Annotated in this window: 20 protein-coding genes; 11 read left to right on the top strand and 9 right to left on the bottom strand. The window is 62.9% G+C overall.

The features are described 5' to 3' along the window. Positions 1-54: 54 nt before the first annotated feature. A complete protein-coding gene (locus E5221_RS01945; RefSeq protein ID WP_247846795.1) occupies positions 55-999 on the bottom strand; it encodes a GlxA family transcriptional regulator in 945 nt (314 codons plus the stop codon). 147 nt (positions 1,000-1,146) lie between these two features. On the opposite strand from E5221_RS01945, the gene choX reads away from it, so the two are divergent. From choX to E5221_RS01920, 5 genes are all read left to right on the top strand, one after another. Beyond that, positions 1,147-2,091: a choline ABC transporter substrate-binding protein gene (gene choX, locus E5221_RS01940; RefSeq protein ID WP_013970502.1), complete on the top strand. Its 945-nt coding sequence runs from the start codon at positions 1,147-1,149 to the stop codon at positions 2,089-2,091. Positions 2,092-2,212: 121 nt separating this feature from the next. Then, on the top strand, positions 2,213-3,097 hold the full coding sequence (locus E5221_RS01935) for a 3-keto-5-aminohexanoate cleavage protein (protein WP_247846794.1): 885 nt from the start codon (positions 2,213-2,215) through the stop codon (positions 3,095-3,097). Positions 3,098-3,115: 18 nt separating this feature from the next. Then, entirely contained in the window at positions 3,116-4,081 is a 966-nt protein-coding gene (locus tag E5221_RS01930; protein ID WP_015268641.1) for an L-carnitine dehydrogenase, read from the top strand. Positions 4,082-4,091: 10 nt separating this feature from the next. Further along, on the top strand, positions 4,092-4,568 hold the full coding sequence (locus tag E5221_RS01925; protein WP_102083358.1) for a thioesterase family protein: 477 nt from the start codon (positions 4,092-4,094) through the stop codon (positions 4,566-4,568). 420 nt (positions 4,569-4,988) lie between these two features. Beyond that, on the top strand, positions 4,989-5,246 hold the full coding sequence (locus E5221_RS01920; protein WP_003257487.1) for a hypothetical protein: 258 nt from the start codon (positions 4,989-4,991) through the stop codon (positions 5,244-5,246). Between the two features lie 119 nt (positions 5,247-5,365). Here the strand turns inward: E5221_RS01920 and E5221_RS01915 are convergent, their stop codons facing one another. Together E5221_RS01915 and E5221_RS01910 are read right to left on the bottom strand one after the other, a co-directional pair. Next, complete coding sequence (locus E5221_RS01915; RefSeq protein ID WP_015268639.1) at positions 5,366-6,472, bottom strand: GlxA family transcriptional regulator; 1,107 nt, start codon at positions 6,470-6,472, stop codon at positions 5,366-5,368. 456 nt (positions 6,473-6,928) lie between these two features. Next, positions 6,929-8,305, bottom strand: coding sequence for an L-serine ammonia-lyase (locus E5221_RS01910; protein WP_039613186.1), 1,377 nt, complete (start codon positions 8,303-8,305; stop codon positions 6,929-6,931). Between the two features lie 453 nt (positions 8,306-8,758). Between E5221_RS01910 and E5221_RS01905 the strand changes: the two genes are divergently transcribed. From E5221_RS01905 to choV, 3 genes are all read left to right on the top strand, one after another. Beyond that, positions 8,759-9,706 carry a choline ABC transporter substrate-binding protein gene (locus tag E5221_RS01905; RefSeq protein WP_003257486.1) on the top strand — a complete coding sequence of 316 codons (948 nt, stop codon included), beginning with the start codon at positions 8,759-8,761 and terminating at the stop codon, positions 9,704-9,706. A gap of 81 nt (positions 9,707-9,787) precedes the next feature. Next, complete coding sequence (gene choW, locus E5221_RS01900) at positions 9,788-10,636, top strand: choline ABC transporter permease subunit (RefSeq protein ID WP_169774667.1); 849 nt, start codon at positions 9,788-9,790, stop codon at positions 10,634-10,636. Then, positions 10,633-11,811: a choline ABC transporter ATP-binding protein gene (gene choV, locus E5221_RS01895; protein ID WP_003257485.1), complete on the top strand. Its 1,179-nt coding sequence runs from the start codon at positions 10,633-10,635 to the stop codon at positions 11,809-11,811. The genes choW and choV overlap by 4 nt, the downstream gene beginning before the upstream one ends. A 120-nt stretch (positions 11,812-11,931) precedes the next feature. Here the strand turns inward: choV and hisF are convergent, their stop codons facing one another. The 6 genes from hisF to E5221_RS01865 form a co-directional block, all read right to left on the bottom strand. Further along, positions 11,932-12,702, bottom strand: a complete 771-nt coding sequence (hisF, locus tag E5221_RS01890) for an imidazole glycerol phosphate synthase subunit HisF (RefSeq protein ID WP_013970495.1) — start codon at positions 12,700-12,702, stop codon at positions 11,932-11,934. A gap of 10 nt (positions 12,703-12,712) precedes the next feature. Beyond that, on the bottom strand, positions 12,713-13,450 hold the full coding sequence (hisA, locus tag E5221_RS01885; RefSeq protein ID WP_003257484.1) for a 1-(5-phosphoribosyl)-5-[(5-phosphoribosylamino)methylideneamino]imidazole-4-carboxamide isomerase: 738 nt from the start codon (positions 13,448-13,450) through the stop codon (positions 12,713-12,715). 27 nt (positions 13,451-13,477) lie between these two features. Beyond that, positions 13,478-13,738 (bottom strand): DUF2164 domain-containing protein, encoded by a 261-nt coding sequence (locus E5221_RS01880; protein ID WP_003257483.1) that lies wholly within the window; start codon positions 13,736-13,738, stop codon positions 13,478-13,480. Continuing rightward, positions 13,739-14,377 carry an imidazole glycerol phosphate synthase subunit HisH gene (gene hisH, locus E5221_RS01875; protein ID WP_013970493.1) on the bottom strand — a complete coding sequence of 213 codons (639 nt, stop codon included), beginning with the start codon at positions 14,375-14,377 and terminating at the stop codon, positions 13,739-13,741. It abuts the gene before it with no gap. After that, complete coding sequence (hisB, locus tag E5221_RS01870; RefSeq protein WP_003255736.1) at positions 14,378-14,971, bottom strand: imidazoleglycerol-phosphate dehydratase HisB; 594 nt, start codon at positions 14,969-14,971, stop codon at positions 14,378-14,380. It abuts the gene before it with no gap. Between the two features lie 248 nt (positions 14,972-15,219). Continuing rightward, on the bottom strand, positions 15,220-16,881 hold the full coding sequence (locus tag E5221_RS01865; protein ID WP_015268635.1) for an OFA family MFS transporter: 1,662 nt from the start codon (positions 16,879-16,881) through the stop codon (positions 15,220-15,222). A 387-nt stretch (positions 16,882-17,268) separates the two neighbouring features. Here E5221_RS01865 and E5221_RS01860 point away from each other — a divergent pair, with 387 nt between their 5' ends. Genes E5221_RS01860 through E5221_RS01850 form a run of 3 tightly spaced genes read left to right on the top strand, consistent with a single transcriptional unit; the run spans position 17,269 to position 20,848 of the window. Beyond that, positions 17,269-19,515, top strand: a complete 2,247-nt coding sequence (locus E5221_RS01860) for an AsmA family protein (RefSeq protein ID WP_232880988.1) — start codon at positions 17,269-17,271, stop codon at positions 19,513-19,515. After that, entirely contained in the window at positions 19,512-20,579 is a 1,068-nt protein-coding gene (gene mutY, locus E5221_RS01855) for an A/G-specific adenine glycosylase (protein WP_182329366.1), read from the top strand. Before E5221_RS01860 ends, mutY begins: the two co-directional genes overlap by 4 nt. Beyond that, on the top strand, positions 20,576-20,848 hold the full coding sequence (locus tag E5221_RS01850; protein WP_003257478.1) for an oxidative damage protection protein: 273 nt from the start codon (positions 20,576-20,578) through the stop codon (positions 20,846-20,848). Before mutY ends, E5221_RS01850 begins: the two co-directional genes overlap by 4 nt. Positions 20,849-20,874: the final 26 nt, after the last annotated feature.

Below are 20,874 nucleotides of genomic sequence, written 5' to 3'. Positions count from 1 at the left end.
CAAACAAGTTTCCAAGGAGGCGAGAGTTGAACCTCGATGGCTCACGAGGACCAGTCACACCACCCGGGCCAACCGATCCTCCCGCGGACACCGCTCGAACCGTGCCCGGTAGCTGCGTGTGAAATACGACGCCGACTCGAACCCGCACGCCACCGCCACCTCCAGCACACTCATGTCGGTCTGGCGCAATAGCTGCCGAGCCTTGTCCAGTCGCAATCGCAGATAGAAGCCACTGGGCGTGTCGTCCAGATGCAAGCGGAACAGGCGCTCCAGTTGCCGCCGGGTCACCTGCACTGCATCGGCCAGCACCTGGGTGTTGAGCGGCTGCTCGATATTTCGCTCCATTTCTCCGATCACCTTCACGAGCTTCTTGTTGCTGATGCCGTAACGGCTCGCGATCTGCATGCGCTGGTGGTCCTGGCGCTGGCGAATGCGCCCGAGCACGAACTGCTCGGACACCTGCACCGCCAGCTCGCTGCCATGGGCCTGGCCGATCAGGTCGAGCATCAGATCGATCGACGCGGTACCGCCTGCGCAGGTGATGCGACGCCGATCAATCTCGAACAGCTCCTGGGTCACCTGCAAGCGTGGATAGCGCTCCTTGAACGCCTCCAGCGCCTCCCAGTGCACGGTGGCGCGGTGGCCGTCGAGCAGGCCGGCCTCGGCCAGCACCACCGCGCCGGTATCGATGCCACCCAGAACCACCCCCTCATGGTCCAGGCGGCGTAGCGCCTGCTGCAGCGCCGGCCCATAACAAGCCAATGGCTCGAAACCGGCGACGATCAGCAGGATGCCACCAGGCTCGTCCGCCGCCAGCGCTGCATCGGCGTTCACCGACATGCCATTGCTGGCCTGCACCGCCCCGCCGTCCAGGCTCAATACCTGCCAGCGATACAACGGGCCCTTGAAGCGGTTGGCCACCCGCAGTGGTTCCAGGGCACTGATGAAACCGATGGCCGAGAACCCGGGCAACAACAGGAAGTGAATGATTTGCGGCATTGCATGCTCCACGGCAAAGGTGGTCGCCTCCGTGCAAATGTTGGTCGCCAGGGTGCGATTTTCCACCCTGACAGCAGCGTAGCTTCTTCATACGACCCAGAGAGGTCGAACCCCAATAACAATATGCACTGCCGATGGAGAGCCACCATGCACAGCTTGATCCGCCGCAGCCTGTTGACCCTTGCCCTGAGCAGCATCGCCACTTCCCCACTATTCGCCGCCGAGCCCGCGGCTTGCAAGAACGTCCGTCTGGGCGTGGTCAACTGGACCGACGTCATCGCCACCAGCGCCATGGCGCAGGTGCTGCTCGATGGCCTTGGCTACCAGACCAAGCAGACCAGCGCTTCACAGCAGATCATCTTCGCCGGCATCCGCGACAAGCGCCTGGACATGTTCCTGGGTTACTGGAACCCTATCATGACCCAGACCATCACACCGTTCGTCGACGCCAAACAGGTCAAGGTGCTCGACAAGCCGAGCCTGGAAGACGCCCGCGCCACCCTGGCGGTGCCCAAGTACCTGGCCGACAAGGGCCTGAAGACCTTCGCCGACATCCACAAATTCGAGAAGGAACTGGGTGGGAAAATCTACGGCATCGAACCAGGCTCCGGCGCCAATACCCAGATCAAGGCGATGATCGCCAAGAATCAGTTCGGCCTGGGCAAGTTCCAGCTGGTCGAGTCCAGCGAGGCCGGCATGCTCGCCGCCGTCGACCGCGCGGTGCGGCGCAACGAGGCTGTGGTGTTCTTCGGCTGGGCACCGCACCCGATGAACGTGAATATCGACATGGTCTACCTGGGCGACAGCCAGGACGCACTGGGCCCGGACGAAGGCCGCGCGACAGTGTGGACGGTGACCGCGCCGGACTACGCCGAACGCTGCCCCAACGCCCACCGCCTGCTGGCCAACCTGAATTTCAGTGCCGAGGACGAGAGCCGCATGATGCAGCCGCTGCTCGACCACAAGGATGCGCTGGAGTCGGCCCGCCAGTGGCTCAAGGACCACCCCGAGGACAAGGCCCGCTGGCTGGAGGGTGTGACCACCTTCGATGGCAAGCCGGCTGCTGACAACCTAAACCTCACTGCCAACTGATCCGGCCCATTCGCGGGTAAACCCGCTCCCACAAGTCATGCACATGCCAGGGGCAACATCGTCCCCTGTGGGAGCGGGTTTACCCGCGAAAAGGCCACCAGACACCACAAGGAACCCCGCCATGAACCACGACGTCATCATCACCTGCGCCCTCACCGGCGCCGGCGACACCGCCTCTAAAAGCCACCTTGTTCCAGTCACCCCCAAGCAGATCGCCGAGTCTGCCGTAGAGGCCGCCAAAGCCGGCGCCACCGTGGTCCACTGCCACGTGCGCGACCCGCAAACCGGCCGCTTCAGCCGTGACGTGGCGCTGTATCGAGAAGTCATGGAGCGCATCCGCGAAGCCGACGTGGACATCATCGTCAACCTTACCGCGGGCATGGGTGGCGACCTGGAAATCGGCCCGGGTGAAACACCACTGGAGTTCGGCCAGGGTACCGACCTGATCGGCCCACTGGAGCGTCTGGCCCATGTCGAAGCGCTGCTGCCGGAAATCTGCACCCTCGACTGCGGCACCCTCAACTTCGGCGACGGCAACTCGATCTACGTCTCCACCCCGGCACAACTACGCGCCGGCGCCAAGCGCATTACCGAGCTAGGGGTAAAAGCCGAGCTGGAAATCTTCGACACCGGCCACCTGTGGTTCGCCAAGCAGATGATGAAGGAAGGCCTGCTCGAAGACCCGCTGTTCCAGCTGTGCCTGGGTATCCCGTGGGGCGCTCCGGCCGATACCACCACCATGAAGGCGATGGCCGACAACTTGCCGCCAAACGTCACCTGGGCCGGGTTCGGTATCGGTCGCATGCAGATGCCGATGGCCGCACAGGCGGTGCTGCTGGGCGGCAACGTGCGGGTGGGCCTGGAGGACAACCTTTACCTGGACCGTGGCGTGCTGGCCAGCAACGGCCAGTTGGTCGAGCGCGCGGTGGAAATCATTTCGCGCCTTGGCGCCCGTGTGCTGACCCCGGCCGAAGGCCGGGAAAAGATGAACCTCAAACGCCGCTGACACTTTCAGGAGCCCAACATGACCTTCATCACCGAGATCAAGACCTTCGCCGCGCTGGGTAGTGGCGTGATCGGCAGCGGCTGGGTCGCGCGCGCCCTGGCCCACGGGCTGGACGTGGTCGCCTGGGACCCGGCGCCAGGCGCCGAGCAGGCCTTGCGCAAGCGCATCGCCAACGCCTGGCCGGCACTGGAAAAACAAGGCCTGGCACCAGGCGCATCACAGGACCGCCTGAAGTTCGTCGCCACCATCGAGGAATGCGTCCGCGATGCCGATTTCATCCAGGAAAGCGCCCCTGAACGCCTGGACCTGAAGCTCGACCTGCACGCAAAGATCAGCGCCGCCGCCAAACCCGACGCGATCATCGGTTCCAGCACCTCGGGCCTGCTGCCCAGCGAGTTCTACGAGTCGGCCACCCACCCCGAGCGCTGCGTGGTCGGCCACCCGTTCAATCCGGTGTACCTGCTGCCGCTGGTGGAAATCGTCGGTGGCAACCGCACCGCCCCCGAAGCCATCGAAGCGGCCCGGACCATCTACACCGCCCTGGGCATGCGCCCGCTACACGTACGCAAGGAAGTGCCCGGGTTCATCGCCGACCGCCTGCTCGAAGCGCTGTGGCGCGAAGCACTGCACTTGGTCAACGACGGCGTGGCCAGTACCGGCGAGATCGACGATGCCATCCGTTTCGGTGCCGGCTTGCGCTGGTCGTTCATGGGCACGTTCCTCACCTACACCCTGGCCGGTGGTGATGCGGGCATGCGTCACTTCATGGCCCAGTTCGGCCCGGCGTTGAAACTGCCCTGGACCTACCTGCCGGCGCCGGAACTCACCGACAAGTTGATCGACGATGTGGTCGAAGGGACCTCCGAGCAACTGGCGGATCGCAGCATCGCCGCGCTGGAGCGCTATCGTGATGACACCCTGTTGGCAGTGCTGGAAGCGGTAAAGACCAGCAAGGCCAGCCACGGTATGGCTTTCGGCGACTGAGGAGACCGCGATGCCCGCACTGATCACCTACCGCACCCCGGTCCAGGAGGACTGGGTCGACTACAACGGGCACCTGCGCGATGCCTACTACCTGCTGATCTTCAGCTACGCCACCGACGCGCTGATGGAGCGCATCGGCCTGGATGCCGACAGCCGCGGCCAGAGCGGTAACTCGCTGTTCACCCTGGAGGCGCACATCAACTACCTGCACGAAGTGAAGCTGGGCACCGAGGTATGGGTGCAGACGCAGATCATCGGCTTTGATCGCAAGCGCCTGCATGTCTACCACAGCCTGCACCGGGCAGGGTTCGCCGAAGCGCTGGCGGCCAGTGAGCAGATGCTGCTGCATGTGGACCTGGCGGGGCCGAGGTCGGCACCGTTCAGTGAGCGTAGTGTCGAGTTGCTGCAAGGGTTGGTGGATGAGCAGCAGGATGTGCCCCCGGCTGAGTTCGTCGGACGGGTGATGGGTTTGAACACCCGATCCTGAACAAAACTGCGTACCCTGTGGGAGCGGGTTCACCCGCGAATGCGATGGTGAAGCTACCGACGCATTCGCGGGTGAACCCGCTCCCACAGAGGCATGCATGCCTGCAAGTATTGAGCAAGACAGTGAGCCAACAGCGGTGGCGGTGTTGCTCCGGGCAAAAAAATAACCCCGGAAAGCCGTGAGCATCCGGGGCCAAGAGCGAGCAACATCCACTGTACACGAACGAGGGTGACCAAACCCTCCGTTGCGGCAGATGGCTTGAGTTTGCGCATTTCCCGAACACTGGATTTAGCCGTAAACGACCTGTTCTTAGCCAAAGCAGCCATGGCGCCATTCTGTTGTTGCGGGCATGTCGCCGGCGTCACAGAATCGGTCGTAAATCACAGCAGCACTCTCTTAGCGATAAAAGGGACAACAGCCATGATGCATGCGGATTTGATTGACCAGGACGATCTGGCAGGCCACCTGCGCGCGCGCGGGTTCGAGATTCCGGCCGGCGCTACTGCCGAGCAGGCGTGCGAAGCGGTGGTGCGTGGGCTGACCGAGCCCAATGCACGGGCGCTGAAGGGGATGGTGGAGCAGATGTATACCGGTAGTGCGACGATCCTGCCGGCGGTGCGCCAGGCCATCGACAAACAGCTGTTGCCGGCGTTGGCGCAGTTCAACAAGCGCGGCTGATTCGTTTTCCTGTACTGGCCTCTTCGCGGGTAAACCCGCTCCCACAGGTACTGCACTGAATTCAAAAGCAGTGCAGTACCTGTGGGAGCGGGTTTACCCGCGAAGAGGCCAGTGCTGTTTCAGAGCCTTACACTGGCAAAGGTCGACTCGTTGCGCGCCTGGCTCAGGGCCGCCATCGGCCCGCTGTGCGGCGACAGGGTCATGGCCTGCGGGATCGGCATCATCGCCACCTGCTGCGCGGTGTTGGAGCCCACGCGCTCGTCACGCGGCGGAATGCCGAAATACTCGCGGTAGCATTTGGAGAAGTGCGGGGTAGACACGAAGCCGCACACCGACGCCACTTCGATGATCGACATCGGCGTCTGCTTCAGCAGCTGCCGGGCGCGGATCAGGCGCAGCTTCAGGTAGTAACGCGACGGCGAACAGTGCAGGTACTTCTGGAACAGGCGCTCGAGCTGCCGGCGCGATACCGACACGTATACCGCCAGTTCGTCCAGGTCGATCGGCTCTTCGAGGTTGGCCTCCATCAGCGCAACGATTTCCTGCAGCTTCGGCTGGTTGGTGCCAAGCATGTGCTTGAGCGGCACGCGCTGGTGATCCTGCTCGTTGCGGATGCGCTCATAGACGAACATTTCGGAGATCGCCGCCGACAGTTCACGGCCGTGGTCGCGGCTGATCAGGTGCAGCATCATGTCCAGCGGCGCAGTACCGCCGGAGCTGGTGAAGCGGTTACGGTCGAGGGTGAACAGGCGGGTGCTCATGTTGACGCGCGGGAAAGCCTCTTGCATCGCGGCCAGGCACTCCCAGTGCACACTGCAATCGAAACCATCCAGCAACCCGGCACAGGCCAAGGCCCAGCTGCCGGTGCATACCGCGCCCAGGCGGCGCGACTGGCGGGCCTGGGTTTGCAACCAGGTGACATGCTCGCGGGTGACACTGCGCTGGATGCCCACGCCGCCGCAAACAATCACGGTATCGATGGGAGGCGCACTGTGCATCGCGGCGTCAGGGGTTATCTGCAAGCCATCGCTGGCCCACACCTGTCCACCATCGGCGGTGAGGGTGTGCCAGCGGTACAGCTCGCGGCCGGACAGCTGGTTGGCCATGCGCAGCGGCTCGACGGCCGACGCCAGGGAAATCAGGGTGAAATTGTCCAATAGGAGAAACCCGATGGACTGGGGGGCTGTGCGGTTCTGGGTTGGGTTCCCGGAGGTGTACGACGTCATCGCGATTTCTCCTCACACAAATGCAGGGGGTGCCTCAGGCGAGCACTGATTTCTTGTTATGTATGGCCCCGGTTTCATGTGTGGGGGCCTTGGTACCAATCTCTACGCAAACGCCGTGCCTGAAGTTGAACGGCCATCCAAAAAAACCTGAAAACGACGCCTTTGTTAGGCAAATCAGGTGCTTTGATCGAGTTGGTCAATCATCGTAGAACGGGCGTGCTAGGCGGTGTGCGTGGAATGGCTGAGCAATTTGGTGACACGCGCAGTGTAGGATGCCCAGAAACGACACTCTTGAGTGTCACCGACAATGCCCGCACTGATTACGACACCCGACGATTGGTATGCGTCGCACTGCACCATAAGGATGCATTGGGGGGCTGTGCTGCACCTGCGTCAAACTCAAGGGCCTCTTCACGGTTTCACCCGCGAAGAGGCCCTTGAGGTCCGGTCAAGCTATCAGCACTCGATCGCGCTGACCGCCAAACCACCGCGCGAAGTCTCTTTATACTTGTCGTGCATGTCGGCCCCGGTATCGCGCATGGTGCGGATCACCTGGTCGAGGGAAATGAAGTGCTCGCCGTCACCACGCAGGGCCATCTGCACAGCGTTGATGGCCTTGACCGCGGCAATCGCGTTGCGCTCGATGCACGGAACCTGCACCAACCCACCGACCGGGTCGCAGGTCAGGCCCAGGTTGTGCTCCAGGGCGATCTCGGCAGCGTTCTCCACCTGTGGCGGGGTCGCGCCCAGCACTTCGGCAAGCCCCGCCGCTGCCATGGCGCAAGCCGAACCGACTTCCCCTTGGCAACCCACTTCGGCACCAGAGATCGAGGCGTTCTTCTTGCACAGGATGCCCACCGCGGCAGCACCGAGGAAGAAGTCGACCACGCTGGACTCGTCCACCGCATCGCTGAAGCGCATGTAGTAGTGCAACACCGCCGGGATGATGCCCGCCGCACCGTTGGTCGGTGCGGTAACCATACGCCCGCCGGCAGCGTTTTCTTCATTGACCGCCAAGGCGAACAGGTTGACCCACTCCATGGCGCTCATGGTCGAGCCGATCACGTTGGGTTTGCCGATTTCCTGCAGGCTGCGGTGCAGCTTGGCGGCGCGGCGGCGCACGTTCAATCCGCCGGGCAGCGTGCCTTCGTACTTGAGGCCGTTGTTGACGCATTCCTGCATGGCTTCCCAGAGCTTGTGCAGGCCGGCGCGGATCTCTTCCTCGCTGCGCCAGACCTTCTCGTTGGCCATCATCAATTGCGACACGCTGAGGTCGTTTTGCTTGCACAGGCGCAGCAGTTCGGCAGCGCTATTGAAATCGTAAGGCAGCACCGTCTGGTCAGCATCCAGCACGCCGCTGGCGGCCTGGGCGGCATCGACCACGAAGCCGCCACCCACCGAGTAGTAGGTGTCGCGGTGCAGCTCGCCCTGTTCGCCTTCGGCAACCAGGGTCATGGCGTTGGGGTGGTACGGCAAATTCTCGTCCAGCAACAGCATGTCGCGGGCCCAGACGAATTCGATGGGCAGGCGGCTGTCCAGCTGCAGGGTGTTGGTTTCGCGCAGGTCGGCTATACGCGGCACGATCTGGGTCGGGTCGATGGCGTCAGGCCATTCACCCATCAAGCCCATGATGGTGGCATTGTCGGTGCCGTGCCCCACACCTGTGGCCGACAGCGAGCCATACAGGCGCACTTCGATCCGCTTCACACGTTCCAGCTCGCCGCGTTCGCGCAGGCCCTGGACGAACAGGGCGCCAGCACGCATGGGGCCTACGGTGTGGGAGCTGGAGGGCCCGACACCGATCTTGAACAGGTCGAACACGCTGATGGCCATTGTCGAATCACCTCTTGCTGGGCTTGTCTCTGCGCGCCATGCGCAGGGCGGGGCAACTGCTAGGCTGAAGCAGCGGGCCGCCTTGAATGCACGCATCATCGGGCTTTTACCAACCCCCTCGCCGTCTGCAACCGACGTACTTTTGTCCAGCAGCGCCGCGCTGTTTTCAACCGGGGAGCTGCCCTTGCCACGCCGCTTTACGGCGGCCTGGTGACGTAAAAATGCGGCTGAGGGGGTGGAAAAATCCATAAACGACATCGCCCATACTGGATACGACCCGTTCCGTACTGGTTACGACCCCACCAGTAGGCGATTGCCCGGCGCTGGAGGATTATCGAAAGCGACTCGTAAAGCACGGCCACGCATCCTGCCCTCTGCAGGCCTGGTCGACCGGACCCTGAGAAAGCCCGGCGACCCACGCGAACCCGAAGACAAAATCACAGGAGTCCATCCATGAAAGGTTCACCCTCGCTGTTGCTGGTTGCGTTGCTGTCCGCGCCTTTGCTGGCCCAGGCCGCCGAACCCGAGCAATGCCAGACGGTACGGTTCTCGGATGTCGGCTGGACCGACATCACGGTCACTACCGCGACCACCAGCGTTGTGCTCGAAGCACTGGGTTACAAGACCCACACCACCATGATCTCGGTACCGGTGACCTACAAGTCGCTGGCCACCGGCAAGGACCTGGACGTGTTTCTCGGCAACTGGATGCCGACCATGGAGAACGACATCAAGCAGTATCGCGACGCCGGCACCGTGGAAACCGTGCGCGCCAACCTGGAAAACGCCAAGTACACCCTGGCAGTGCCCCAGGCGCTGTATGACAAGGGCCTGAAGGATTTCAGCGACATTCCCAAGTTCAAGCAGGAACTGGACGGCAAGATCTACGGCATCGAGCCCGGCAACGATGGCAACCGCACCATCCAGAGCATGATCGACAAGAACGCCTTCGGCCTGAAGGACGCCGGATTCAAGATCGTTCAGTCCAGCGAGGCCGGCATGCTGTCGCAGGTCGACCGAGCGCAGAAACGCGGCGAGGCCATCGTGTTCCTCGGCTGGGAACCGCACCCGATGAACACCCGCTTCAAGATGCAGTACTTGACCGGCGGAGACGAATTCTTCGGCCCCGACTTCGGCAAGGCGACCGTATTGACCAACACCCGCAAGGGCTATGTGCAGGAATGCAGCAACGTTGGCCAGCTGTTGAAGAACCTGTCGTTCGAGCTCAAGGATGAAAGCACCATGATGGGCTATGTCCTGGACGACAAGATGAAACCCGAGGCGGCTGCCAAGAAGTGGCTCAAGGACAACCCTGGCAAACTGGATGCCTGGCTGGCCGGCGTAACCACCGTGGATGGCAAACCCGGCCTTGAGGCGGCCAAGGCCAAGCTGACGCAATAACGAAATACGCAATAGCGCTACCTCGGGGCAGGACCGTGCCTGCCCCGGGTTGAGTTCAATCTATGCAGGTGGAAGCTCGCTATCATGCTTATCGATCAGAAAATACCCCTGGGCCAGTACATCGCGTCGTTCGTCGAGTGGCTGACCCAGAACGGCGCGAATTACTTCGACGCCATCGCGCAAGGCCTGGAGTTCATGATCCATGGCGTAACCAGTGCCCTGACTTTCTTCAATCCGTTCGTGCTCATCGCTCTGTTCGCCGCCCTGGCGCATTTCATCCAGCGCAAGTGGGCGCTGACCGCATTCGTCGCCCTGTCGTTCCTGCTGATCCTCAACCTGGGTTACTGGCAGGAAACCATGGAAACCCTGGCGCAGGTCACCTTCGCCACGGTGGTTTGCGTGGCCATCGGCGTGCCACTGGGCATCGTCGCCGCGCACAAACCGATGTTCTATACCGCCATGCGCCCGGTACTCGACCTGATGCAGACGGTACCTACCTTCGTCTACCTGATCCCCACCTTGACCCTGTTCGGCCTGGGTGTGGTGCCGGGGCTGATCTCGACAGTGGTGTTCGCCATCGCCGCGCCGATCCGTCTCACCTATCTGGGCATCTGCGACGTCCCGCAGGAGCTGATGGACGCCGGCAAGGCCTTTGGCTGCTCACGGCGCCAGCTGCTCACCCGTATCGAACTGCCGCACGCGATGCCAAGCATCGCCGCCGGCGTTACCCAGTGCATCATGCTGTCGCTATCGATGGTGGTGATCGCCGCCCTGGTCGGCGCTGACGGCCTGGGCAAACCTGTGGTCAACGCACTGAACACCGCCGATATTTCCCTGGGCTTCGAAGCGGGCCTGGCGATCGTGCTGCTGGCGATCATGCTCGACCGTATCTGCAAGCAACCGGACCTGCCGGTAAGGGGTGAAGCATGAGCATCATTCGTTTCGAAGACGTCGACGTCATCTTCTCCAACAAGCCGCGCGAAGCGCTGGCGCTGCTCGACCAAGGCCAGACCCGCGAGCAGATTCTCAAACAGACCGGCCTGGTTGTGGGTGTCGAGAAGGCCAACCTGGATATCCAGAAGGGCGAGATCTGCGTGCTGATGGGCCTGTCCGGCTCGGGCAAGTCGAGTTTGCTGCGCTGCATCAACGGCCTGAACACCGTCAGCCGCGGCAAGCTGTTCGTCGAGCACGAAGGCAAGCACATCGATATTGCCCACTGCACCCCGGCCGAACTGAAGATGATGCGCACCAAGCGCATTGCCATGGTGTTCCAGAAATTCGCCCTGATGCCCTGGCTGACGGTGCGCGAGAACATCAGCTTTGGCCTGGAAATGCAGGGCCGCCCCGAGAAGGAACGGCGCAAGCTGGTAGACGAGAAGCTCGAACTGGTGGGCCTGACCCAGTGGCGCAACAAGAAGCCGGACGAACTGTCTGGCGGCATGCAGCAGCGCGTGGGCCTGGCCCGGGCGCTGGCGATGGATGCCGACATCCTGCTGATGGACGAACCGTTCTCGGCACTGGACCCGCTGATCCGCCAGGGCCTGCAGGACGAGTTGCTTGGCCTGCAGGCCAAGCTGAGCAAGACCATCGTGTTCGTCAGCCACGACCTGGACGAGGCACTGAAACTGGGTAGCCGCATCGCCATCATGAAGGACGGGCGGATCATCCAGTACAGCAAGCCGGAAGAGATCGTGCTCAACCCGGCCGACGAGTATGTGCGTACCTTTGTCGCCCATACCAACCCACTGAACGTGCTGTGCGGGCGCAGCCTGATGCGCAGCCTGGACAACTGCAAGCGGGTGAACGGTTCGGTGTGCCTGGACCCCGGCATTGACTCGTGGCTGGACCTTGGCGAAGGCGGCTCGATCAAGCGCGCACGCCAGGGGCAGAACGGGCTTGACCTGCAGAACTGGGCACCAGGGCAGGATGTGGAGCTGCTGGGCCGCCGCCCAACGTTGGTAAATGCCGACATCGGAATGCGCGAGGCGCTACAGATTCGTTATCAGACCGGCAACAAGCTGGTGTTGCAGGATAACGACAAGGTGGTGGGGATACTTGGGGATACCGAGCTTTATCACGCATTGCTCGGCAAGAACCACGGTTGATGCCATTGGGGCCGCGTTGCGGCCCTTTCGCGACACAAGGCCGCTCCTACAGGGGAACGCATATCCCTGTAGGAGCGGCCTTGTGTCGCGAAAGGAGGGCAAAGCCCTCCCAACAATGGGTCAGCGAACGACGATCCCGCGCGAAGCCATGTAGGCCTTGGCTTCCGGCACCGTGTACTCACCAAAGTGGAAGATACTGGCAGCCAGCACCGCACTGGCATGCCCTTCCAGAATGCCGTCAGCCAAGTGCTGCAGGTTACCCACACCGCCCGAGGCAATCACCGGAATACCCAGCGCATCACTGATCGCACGGGTAACACCCAGGTCGAAGCCGTTCTTCATGCCGTCCTGATCCATGCTGGTCAGCAGGATCTCGCCAGCACCCAGGCCTTCCATCTTCTTCGCCCATTCAACGGCATCCAGCCCGGTCGGCTTGCGCCCGCCGTGGGTGAAGATTTCCCAGCGTGGTTCTTCGCCCGGCCCGGACACCTTCTTGGCATCAATGGCGACGACGATGCACTGCGAACCGAAACGGTCCGCGGCCTCGCCGACGAACTCTGGGTTGAACACCGCGGCCGTGTTGATCGAGACCTTGTCGGCACCGGCATTGAGCAGGTTGCGGATGTCCTGCACGGTGCGCACGCCACCGCCCACGGTGAGCGGGATGAACACCTGGCTGGCCATGCGCTCGACGGTATGCAGGGTAGTGTCGCGGCCGTCGACGCTGGCAGTGATGTCGAGGAAGGTGATTTCGTCGGCACCTTGCTCGTCGTAGCGACGGGCGATTTCCACCGGGTCGCCGGCATCACGGATGTTCTCGAACTTGACGCCCTTGACCACCCGGCCGTTGTCCACGTCCAGGCAAGGGATGATGCGCTTGGCCAGTGCCATGGTTCAGTCCTCAGCCTTGGTAGTTGTCGCAGAAGGCCTGGGCCTCGGCGACATCGAGGGTGCCTTCGTAGATGGCACGGCCGGTGATGGCGCCGATGATGCCCGGGGCCTTGGCGTCCAGCAGGGCCTTGATGTCGCCCAGATTGTGGATGCCGCCCGAGGCGATCACCGGGATCGAAGTGGCTTCTGCCAGCGCCTTGGTGAACGGCACGTTGCAGCCTTGCATCATGCCGTCCTTGGCGATGTCGGTGTAGACGATCGCCGAGACGCCATCGGCCTCGAAACGCTTGGCCAGGTCGATGACCTGAACCGAGCTCACTTCAGCCCAGCCGTCGGTGGCGACAAAGCCGTCCTTGGCGTCCAGGCCGACGATGACCTTGCCTGGGAAGGCCTTGCACGCTTCGGCAACGAACTCCGGCTGCTTGACCGCCTTGGTGCCGATGATCACATAGCTGACGCCGGCCTTGACGTAGTGCTCGATGGTTTCCAGCGAGCGAATACCGCCGCCAATCTGGATCGGCAAAGTCGGGTAGCGCTTGGCAATGGCAGTGACCACTTCACCATTGACCGGCTGGCCTTCGAAGGCGCCGTTGAGGTCGACCAGGTGCAGGCGGCGGCAGCCACCCTCGACCCACTTGGCGGCCATGCTCACCGGGTCGTCGGAAAATACCGTGGAGTCTTCCATGCGGCCCTGGCGCAGGCGCACGCAGGCACCGTCCTTCAGATCGATAGCGGGGATAATCAGCATCTTGGGAACCTGTCTGTTCTTGGGGTTTCAGGGCTTCTCGAGCGCCCACAGATCGCTTTCGATGCTCTCGAACCGCTCCTTGAGGTGCAGCTGAACATCGGCAATCGCCCTGTTGTAGTAAAGGGGTGCAATTTCTTTGCTGAACAGTTCGAGGACTTCGGCCACTTCGAACGACCCCAGCTCCAGCTCGAAACGGTCTTCGAGGAAGCGCTTGAGCGTGTGTAGCGCTTCGCGCTCCTGCTCAGGGGCCAGGGTGATGACCGGGGCCTTGGTCTTCGACCTGCTCATTTACCAGCGCCCGTCCCAGGCGACGAAGTTCTGCAGCAGCTGCAGGCCATGGGTATGGCTCTTCTCCGGGTGGAACTGCACGGCAAAGCGCGAGCCATCGGCCAGTGCAGCGGCGAAATCGACACCGTAATGGCCGCGACCGACCACCTGGGCCGGCTTGCCGGCATTGATGTAATAGCTGTGCACGAAGTAGAACCGCGCACGATCGGGGATGTCGTGCCACAGCGGGTGGTCGTTGGTCTGGCCGACTTCGTTCCAGCCCATGTGCGGCACCTTCAGGTGCTCGCCGTCTTCCTGCAGGTCTTTGCCGAAGAAGCGAACCTGGCCGGGGAACAGGCCGATACAGTCGACACCGTCGTTTTCTTCGCTGTGGTCGAGCAGTGCCTGCATACCCACGCAGATGCCGAGGAACGGGCGGTCCTGGCTGACTTCACGCACCAGGCTGTCGAAGCCCAGGCGGCGGATTTCTGCCATGCAGTCGCGAATCGCGCCCACGCCCGGGAATACCACGCGGTCGGCTTCGCGGATGACCGTGGCATCACTGGTGACCAGCACCTTGCCGGCACCTACATGCTCGAGCGCCTTGGCCACCGAGTGCAGGTTGCCCATGCCATAGTCGATTACGGCTACCGTCTGCATTTACAGGCACCCTTTGGTGGAAGGCATCTGCCCGGCCATGCGCTCGTCGAGGGTAATGGCCATGCGCAGGGCGCGGCCGAAAGCCTTGAACACGGTCTCGATCTGGTGGTGGGTGTTGTGGCCACGCAGGTTGTCGATGTGCAGGGTGACCAGGGCGTGGTTGACGAAGCCCTGGAAGAACTCCTGGAACAGGTCGACATCGAAGCCGCCGACGCTGGCGCGGGTGTACGGCACATGCATCTGCAGGCCCGGGCGACCGGAGAAGTCGATGACCACGCGCGACAGCGCTTCGTCCAGCGGCACATAGGCGTGGCCGTAGCGGAAGATGCCCTTCTTGTCACCGATGGCCTGGGCAAATGCCATGCCCAAGGTGATGCCGACGTCTTCGACGGTATGGTGATCGTCGATATGCGTGTCACCCTTGCACTCGATATCCAGATCGATCAGCCCATGGCGGGCAATCTGGTCCAGCATGTGTTCAAGGAAAGGCACACCGATATCGAATCGGGCCTTGCCACTGCCATCGAGGTTGATCGAGCACTTGACCTGGGTTTCCAGGGTATTGCGCTCGACGGAAGCCTTACGTTCGACCATCACCAGCTCCGCAAAATCATTAGGCGAAAAGGGCTTCATTATAGGCCTAGAACGCGCCGGCTTGAAACGCGGATGACATATGGCAGAACGAGGAATTACGTAGGCTGGATACCGTTACAGGTCTATACAACCGGGTGGCCTGGGGCTGCTTTGCAGCCCTATCGCGACCCAAGGCCCACACACACAGAGGCATGCGGTCACCTGTGGGAGCGGCCTTGTGTCGCGAAAGGGGCGCAAAGCGCCCCCAATCAATGGAACAGCACAGCCGTCTTCTGCAGGGTAATCCAAACGCCCCAGGCCAACGGCACCACCACCACTGCCCAGGCCAGCAGCACCAGCGGCAGGCTACCCGGCGCCGCTTTCCACTCCAGCGAGCGCGCCCCATCGGCGCCCTTGTCATGGCTCAAAGCTCGCTCGGCAGCCAGTTCGGCATCGCTCATGAAGTGCTTGTCGGCCACCGGTCGTACCAGCATGTTGCAGACAAAGCCCAGCACCAGCAGGCCGGCGAGGATGTACAGGGTCATGTCATAAGCAGCCGCACGCTCCACCCCGGCCGCCAATTGGTACTCGCGCAGGTAGGTGATAAGCACCGGCCCCAGCACCCCCGCCGCCGCCCAGGCAGTCAGCAGGCGGCCATGAATTGCGCCGACCATCTGCGTACCGAAGAGGTCGGCCAGGTAGGCCGGTACCGTGGCAAAACCACCACCGTACATCGACAGGATGATGCAGAACGCCGCCACGAACAGCGCCACGTTACCCAGGTGCCCCATGTTCGGCACCAGGCTGTACAAGCCCACGCCCAAGGCAAAGAAGGCGAAATAGGTATTCTTGCGGCCAATGTAGTCCGAGAACGACGCCCAGAAGAACCGCCCGCCGATGTTGAACAGGCTCAGCAGGCCGGTGAAGCCGGCGGCGATCGCGGCAATCTGCGCCAACTGGGCGCTGTTCAGCTCGCTGAAGCTCAGCCCGTTGCCCAGCAGCTTGCCGGCGAACACTTCCTGCAGCAACGGCGAAGCCATGCCGAGGATGCCGATACCCGCCGACACGTTCAGGCACAGCACCAGCCAGATCAGCGCGAACTGCGGGGTCTTCCAGGCCACGCTGACGTGAACGTGGCGGTCGGTGACCATGGTGTTGCCAGCTTTCTTCACTGGGGCGCTCCAGCCTTCGGGCTTCCAGCCGGTTGGCGGTACGCGATACGCCAGGGCACCAGCGGTCATGAACACGAAGTAGATCGCCGCCATGACGACGAAGCTCTGCCACACGCCCACTTCCTGCGCATTGCCGAAATGGCCCATCAGCGCGGTGGCCAGCGGTGCACCGACCATGGCCCCGCCACCGAAGCCCATGATCGCCATGCCGGTGGCCATGCCGCGCTTGTCCGGGAACCACTTGATCAAGGTCGACACCGGCGAGATGTAGCCCAGGCCCAGGCCGATACCGCCGATTACGCCGGAACCCAGCCACATCAGCCACAGCTGATGGGTTTTCACGCCAATCGCCGAAATCAGCATGCCACCGCACCAGCACAGCGCCGACACCAGGCCAGCCTTGCGCGGGCCGGCGTGTTCCAGCCAACCACCCAGCACGGCCGCCGAGCAACCGAGGAAGACGAAGAACAGGGTGTAGATCCAGCTCAGCATGGAAATCGGCCAATCGCATTCGGCGCTGAACATACGGGCCATGAAGCCCATGTCCGCCGCGCAGGCGACCGGGGCGGTGATGCCTAGGGCTTGCGACAGCGGCAGCCAGAACACCGAGAAACCATAGGCCATGCCGATGCACAGATGAATGGCAAGGGCGGCCGGTGGGACCAGCCAGCGGTTGAAGCCCGGACGGGCGATGATGCGCTCCTTCGACAGGAAGCCTGGCGCACTGGCCAAGGTCCCCGCCGCGACGGTACTGCTCATGGATCAGATCCTTCTTATAGGGAGGGTGCAGGCAAAGCGGCGCAAGGGTAGCAGTATCAAGTAGCGTGAAAGCAATCTGATATCGTTAATTTTTGCTCGGCTGAAACGGTCATGTTGCCTATACCGGCCCTATCGCCGGCAAGCCAGCTCCCACAGGGATCCCACCGACCTCGGGGACAGCGGGATCCCTGTGGGAGCTGGCTTGCCGGCGATAGGGCCAGTACAGGCCACACATTCGGAACTGACAAAATCATGGCTGTCGAAAGCCGTACCATCTGCTGTACGCGTAGGAAATGCCCCGTATCTCTAGTCGAATACGCAGGGGTAACCACTGCGGCGCTATACTCTGGCGCTTGAATTTCAAAAACGGACTACAAGGACTCGCCCATGAAAGCGTTCGGCAAAATCCTGGGACTTGGGCTTCTCGGGTTGCTGCTGATCATCGTGGCGCTGGGCTTCGCCCTGACCCACCTCTTCGATCCCAACGACTACAAAGACGAGATTCGCCAGCTGGCACGTGACAAGGCTCACGTCGAGCTGACCCTCAACGGTGACATAGGCTGGAGTCTGTTCCCGTGGCTGGGCCTGGAGTTGCACGATGCGAGCATCGCCACCTTGAACAAACCCAAGGAGCCGTTCGCCGACCTGCAGATGCTCGGGCTTTCTGTACGTGTGCTGCCACTGCTGCGCCGCGAAGTGCAGATGAGCGACGTGCGCGTCGAGGGCCTGAACCTGACCCTGGCCCGTGACGAAGAGGGCCATGGCAACTGGGAAGACATCGGTAAACCGCTGCCCGCGCAGAACGGCGCCAGTGCCGATGAGCAGGCCAGTGCTCCAGCCCAGGCACCGGCCGAACAGGCGTCGCCACCGGTCGCCAGCAACGAACGCGCCGTCAAGCTTGACATCGACAGCCTGACCGTGAACAACGCCCGCGTACAGTACACCGATGCCAAGACCGGCCAGAGCTACAGCGCCGAAAGCATCCAGCTGAGCACCGGCCCGGTCCACGAAGGGGCGAACATTCCGCTCAAGGCCAGCGCTTTCCTCAGCGCCAGCCAGCCGAACATCAAGGCCCGCACCGAACTGGCCGGCGAGCTGCGCTTCGACCGCAAGCTCAAGCGCTACAACTTCGAAGACATGCGCCTGTCGGGCGAAACCTCGGGTGAGCCCACCGGCGGCAAGACCGTGACCTTCGCCGCCCAAGGCCAGTTGCTGGTCGACCTGGCCGCCAATGTCGCCTCGTGGAACGGCCTGAAAGTCTCGGCCAACCAGCTGCGCGCCCTGGGCGAGCTGAACCTGCGAGACCTGGACAAGGCACCGCAGCTGAGCGGCGGCCTGTCCATCGCCCAGTTCGACCTGCGCACCTTCCTCGACAGCATCGGCCGCCCGCTGCCGGCCACCAACGACCCGGCGGCCTTCGCCAAGCTGGAACTGGTCACCCGCCTGCAGGGCACGCCGAACAGCCTGGCCCTGGAAGACCTGGCGGTGAAGCTGGACGACAGCACCTTCACTGGCCGCGTGGCCGTCGAAGACTTCGCCAAACAGGCCCTGCGCCTGCAGCTCAAGGGTGACACCTTCAACGCCGACCGCTACCTGCCGGCCAAGAGTGAAGAGGCCAAAGGCGCCACCGCCGCGCGTCAGGCCGAGGTCAAGCAACAGGAAGCCACCGCGGTCGCCGGCCCTGGCACCACGCCGCTCCCCAACGCCCCGACCCAGGTCGCCTGGAGCGACGACAAGCTGCTGCCGGTCGACCGCCTGCGCGCCCTCGACCTACAGGCCGACCTGGCCTTCGGCTCGCTGACCCTGGACAAACTGCCGATTGAGGACGCCCAGCTCAAGGCCATTGGCCAGGGCGGCCTGCTGACCCTGCAAACCCTGCGCGGTGAGCTGTACAACGGCACCTTCGAGGCCAAAGGCACCGTCGATGTGCGCCCTGCCGTGCCGCAACTGGGCGTCAACACCAGCATCCAGCGGGTGCCGGTGGAACACTTCATCAAGACCGAGGGCAAGGAACAGACGCCACCGGTCAAAGGCCTGCTGACCCTGACCAGCGACCTGACCGCCACCGGCAACAGCCAGAAGGCCCTGGTCGACACCCTCAACGGCAACGCCAACTTCGTCATCAACGATGGCGTGCTGGTCAATGCCAATCTGGAACAGCAACTGTGCAAGGCCATCGCCACGCTGAACCGCAAGTCGCTCAGCGGCGAGCCGCGTGGCAAGGACACCCCGTTCCAGGAACTGCGTGGCAGCCTGGTAGTACGCAATGGCGTCGCCAACAACCCGGACCTCAAGGCGCGCATTCCGGGCCTGACCGTCAATGGCCATGGTGACCTCGACCTGCGTGTACTGGGCATGGATTACAACGTTGGCGTGGTCGTCGAAGGCGACCAGCGCGCCATGCCGGACCCGGCCTGCCAGGTCAACGAACGCTATGTCGGTGTCGAAATACCGCTGCGTTGCCGCGGCCCGCTGGAGCTGGGCGCCAAAGCCTGCCGCCTGGACCAGGACGGCCTGGGCAAGGTTGCCGCCAAGGTGGCCGGCAATCGTCTGCAAGACAAGATCGATGAAAAACTCGGAGACAAAGTGAGCCCGGAATTGAAAGACGCGCTCAAGGGGCTGTTCAAGCGATGAGCCCCGAGCAGTTCTCCAGCGCAGTGCTGGATTGGTATGACGAACACGGTCGGCACGACCTGCCCTGGCAACAGGGCATCAACCCGTACCGGGTGTGGGTGTCGGAAATCATGTTGCAGCAGACCCAGGTCAGCACCGTACTCAACTACTTCGACCGCTTCATGCAGGCCCTGCCGACCGTGCAGGCCCTTGCCGAGGCGCCGGAGGACGAAGTGCTGCACCTGTGGACAGGCCTGGGTTACTACACCCGGGCACGCAACCTGCAAAAGGCCGCGAAGATCGTGGTCGAACAGCATGGCGGCGAATTCCCGCGCAGTGTCGAGCAGCTCACCGAGCTGCCTGGCATCGGCCGCTCCACCGCCGGCGCCATCGCCAGCATCAGCATGGGCATCCGCGCACCGATCCTCGACGGCAACGTCAAGCGCGTGCTGGCCCGCTACACCGCCCAGGCCGGCTACCCCGGCGAACCCAAGGTGGCCAACCAGCTGTGGGCCACGGCCGAACGCTTTACCCCACGGCAGCGAGCCAACCACTACACCCAGGCGATGATGGACATGGGTGCCACGCTGTGCACCCGCAGCAAGCCCAGCTGCCTGATCTGCCCGCTGCAGCGCGGCTGCGAAGCGCACCTGCACGGTGAAGAAACCCGCTACCCCGAGCCCAAGCCGCGCAAGGCACTGCCGCAGCGCCGCACGCTGATGCCGCTGCTGGCCAACCACGAAGGCGCCATCTTGCTTTACCGCCGCCCGTCCAGCGGCCTGTGGGGTGGTTTGTGGAGCCTGCCGGAACTGGACGACATTGCCCAGCTCGACGACCTGGCCTACCAGCACGGCCTGCGCCTGGCTGACAGCCGCGCCATGGACGGCCTGACCCATACCTTCAGCCACTTCCAGCTGGCGATCGAGCCCTGGCTGGTGCGCGTCGACCCGGTCGGCCAGCACGTGGCCGAGGCCGACTGGCTCTGGTATAACCTCGCCACCCCGCCGCGCCTGGGCCTCGCCGCCCCGGTGAAAAAGCTGCTCAAACGCGCGGCCGACGAACTGATTGCAGGAGACGCCCGATGACCCGCACCGTGATGTGCCGCAAGTACAAAGAAGAACTGCCAGGCCTGGAGCGCCCGCCCTACCCCGGCGCCAAGGGCCAGGACATCTTCGAACACATCTCGCAGAAAGCCTGGGCTGACTGGCAGAAGCACCAGACCATGCTGATCAACGAAAAGCGCCTGAACATGATGAACGCCGAGGACCGCAAATTCCTCCAGGGCGAGATGGACAAGTTTTTCGCCGGCGAAGAATACGCCCAGGCGGAAGGCTACGTTCCACCCTCGGAATGACCCCACGGAACGTAAGCGACGGAATT

Origin of the sequence: Pseudomonas sp. A2, assembly GCF_023100865.1 — a bacterium.
Lineage (GTDB): Bacteria > Pseudomonadota > Gammaproteobacteria > Pseudomonadales > Pseudomonadaceae > Aquipseudomonas > Aquipseudomonas asiatica.
This window is presented reverse-complemented; position numbering and strand designations above follow the sequence as displayed.

What these genes read in the sequence shown, in the direction of transcription:
- E5221_RS01945 (WP_247846795.1), bottom strand. Translation starts at nt 999, where the DNA reads ATGCCGCAAATCATTCACTTCCTGTTGTTGCCCGGGTTCTCGGCCATC.
- choX (WP_013970502.1), top strand. Translation starts at nt 1,147, where the DNA reads ATGCACAGCTTGATCCGCCGCAGCCTGTTGACCCTTGCCCTGAGCAGC.
- E5221_RS01935 (WP_247846794.1), top strand. Translation starts at nt 2,213, where the DNA reads ATGAACCACGACGTCATCATCACCTGCGCCCTCACCGGCGCCGGCGAC.
- E5221_RS01930 (WP_015268641.1), top strand. Translation starts at nt 3,116, where the DNA reads ATGACCTTCATCACCGAGATCAAGACCTTCGCCGCGCTGGGTAGTGGC.
- E5221_RS01925 (WP_102083358.1), top strand. Translation starts at nt 4,092, where the DNA reads ATGCCCGCACTGATCACCTACCGCACCCCGGTCCAGGAGGACTGGGTC.
- E5221_RS01920 (WP_003257487.1), top strand. Translation starts at nt 4,989, where the DNA reads ATGATGCATGCGGATTTGATTGACCAGGACGATCTGGCAGGCCACCTG.
- E5221_RS01915 (WP_015268639.1), bottom strand. Translation starts at nt 6,472, where the DNA reads ATGACGTCGTACACCTCCGGGAACCCAACCCAGAACCGCACAGCCCCC.
- E5221_RS01910 (WP_039613186.1), bottom strand. Translation starts at nt 8,305, where the DNA reads ATGGCCATCAGCGTGTTCGACCTGTTCAAGATCGGTGTCGGGCCCTCC.
- E5221_RS01905 (WP_003257486.1), top strand. Translation starts at nt 8,759, where the DNA reads ATGAAAGGTTCACCCTCGCTGTTGCTGGTTGCGTTGCTGTCCGCGCCT.
- choV (WP_003257485.1), top strand. Translation starts at nt 10,633, where the DNA reads ATGAGCATCATTCGTTTCGAAGACGTCGACGTCATCTTCTCCAACAAG.
- hisF (WP_013970495.1), bottom strand. Translation starts at nt 12,702, where the DNA reads ATGGCACTGGCCAAGCGCATCATCCCTTGCCTGGACGTGGACAACGGC.
- hisA (WP_003257484.1), bottom strand. Translation starts at nt 13,450, where the DNA reads ATGCTGATTATCCCCGCTATCGATCTGAAGGACGGTGCCTGCGTGCGC.
- E5221_RS01880 (WP_003257483.1), bottom strand. Translation starts at nt 13,738, where the DNA reads ATGAGCAGGTCGAAGACCAAGGCCCCGGTCATCACCCTGGCCCCTGAG.
- hisH (WP_013970493.1), bottom strand. Translation starts at nt 14,377, where the DNA reads ATGCAGACGGTAGCCGTAATCGACTATGGCATGGGCAACCTGCACTCG.
- hisB (WP_003255736.1), bottom strand. Translation starts at nt 14,971, where the DNA reads ATGGTCGAACGTAAGGCTTCCGTCGAGCGCAATACCCTGGAAACCCAG.
- E5221_RS01865 (WP_015268635.1), bottom strand. Translation starts at nt 16,881, where the DNA reads ATGAGCAGTACCGTCGCGGCGGGGACCTTGGCCAGTGCGCCAGGCTTC.
- E5221_RS01860 (WP_232880988.1), top strand. Translation starts at nt 17,269, where the DNA reads ATGAAAGCGTTCGGCAAAATCCTGGGACTTGGGCTTCTCGGGTTGCTG.
- mutY (WP_182329366.1), top strand. Translation starts at nt 19,512, where the DNA reads ATGAGCCCCGAGCAGTTCTCCAGCGCAGTGCTGGATTGGTATGACGAA.
- E5221_RS01850 (WP_003257478.1), top strand. Translation starts at nt 20,576, where the DNA reads ATGACCCGCACCGTGATGTGCCGCAAGTACAAAGAAGAACTGCCAGGC.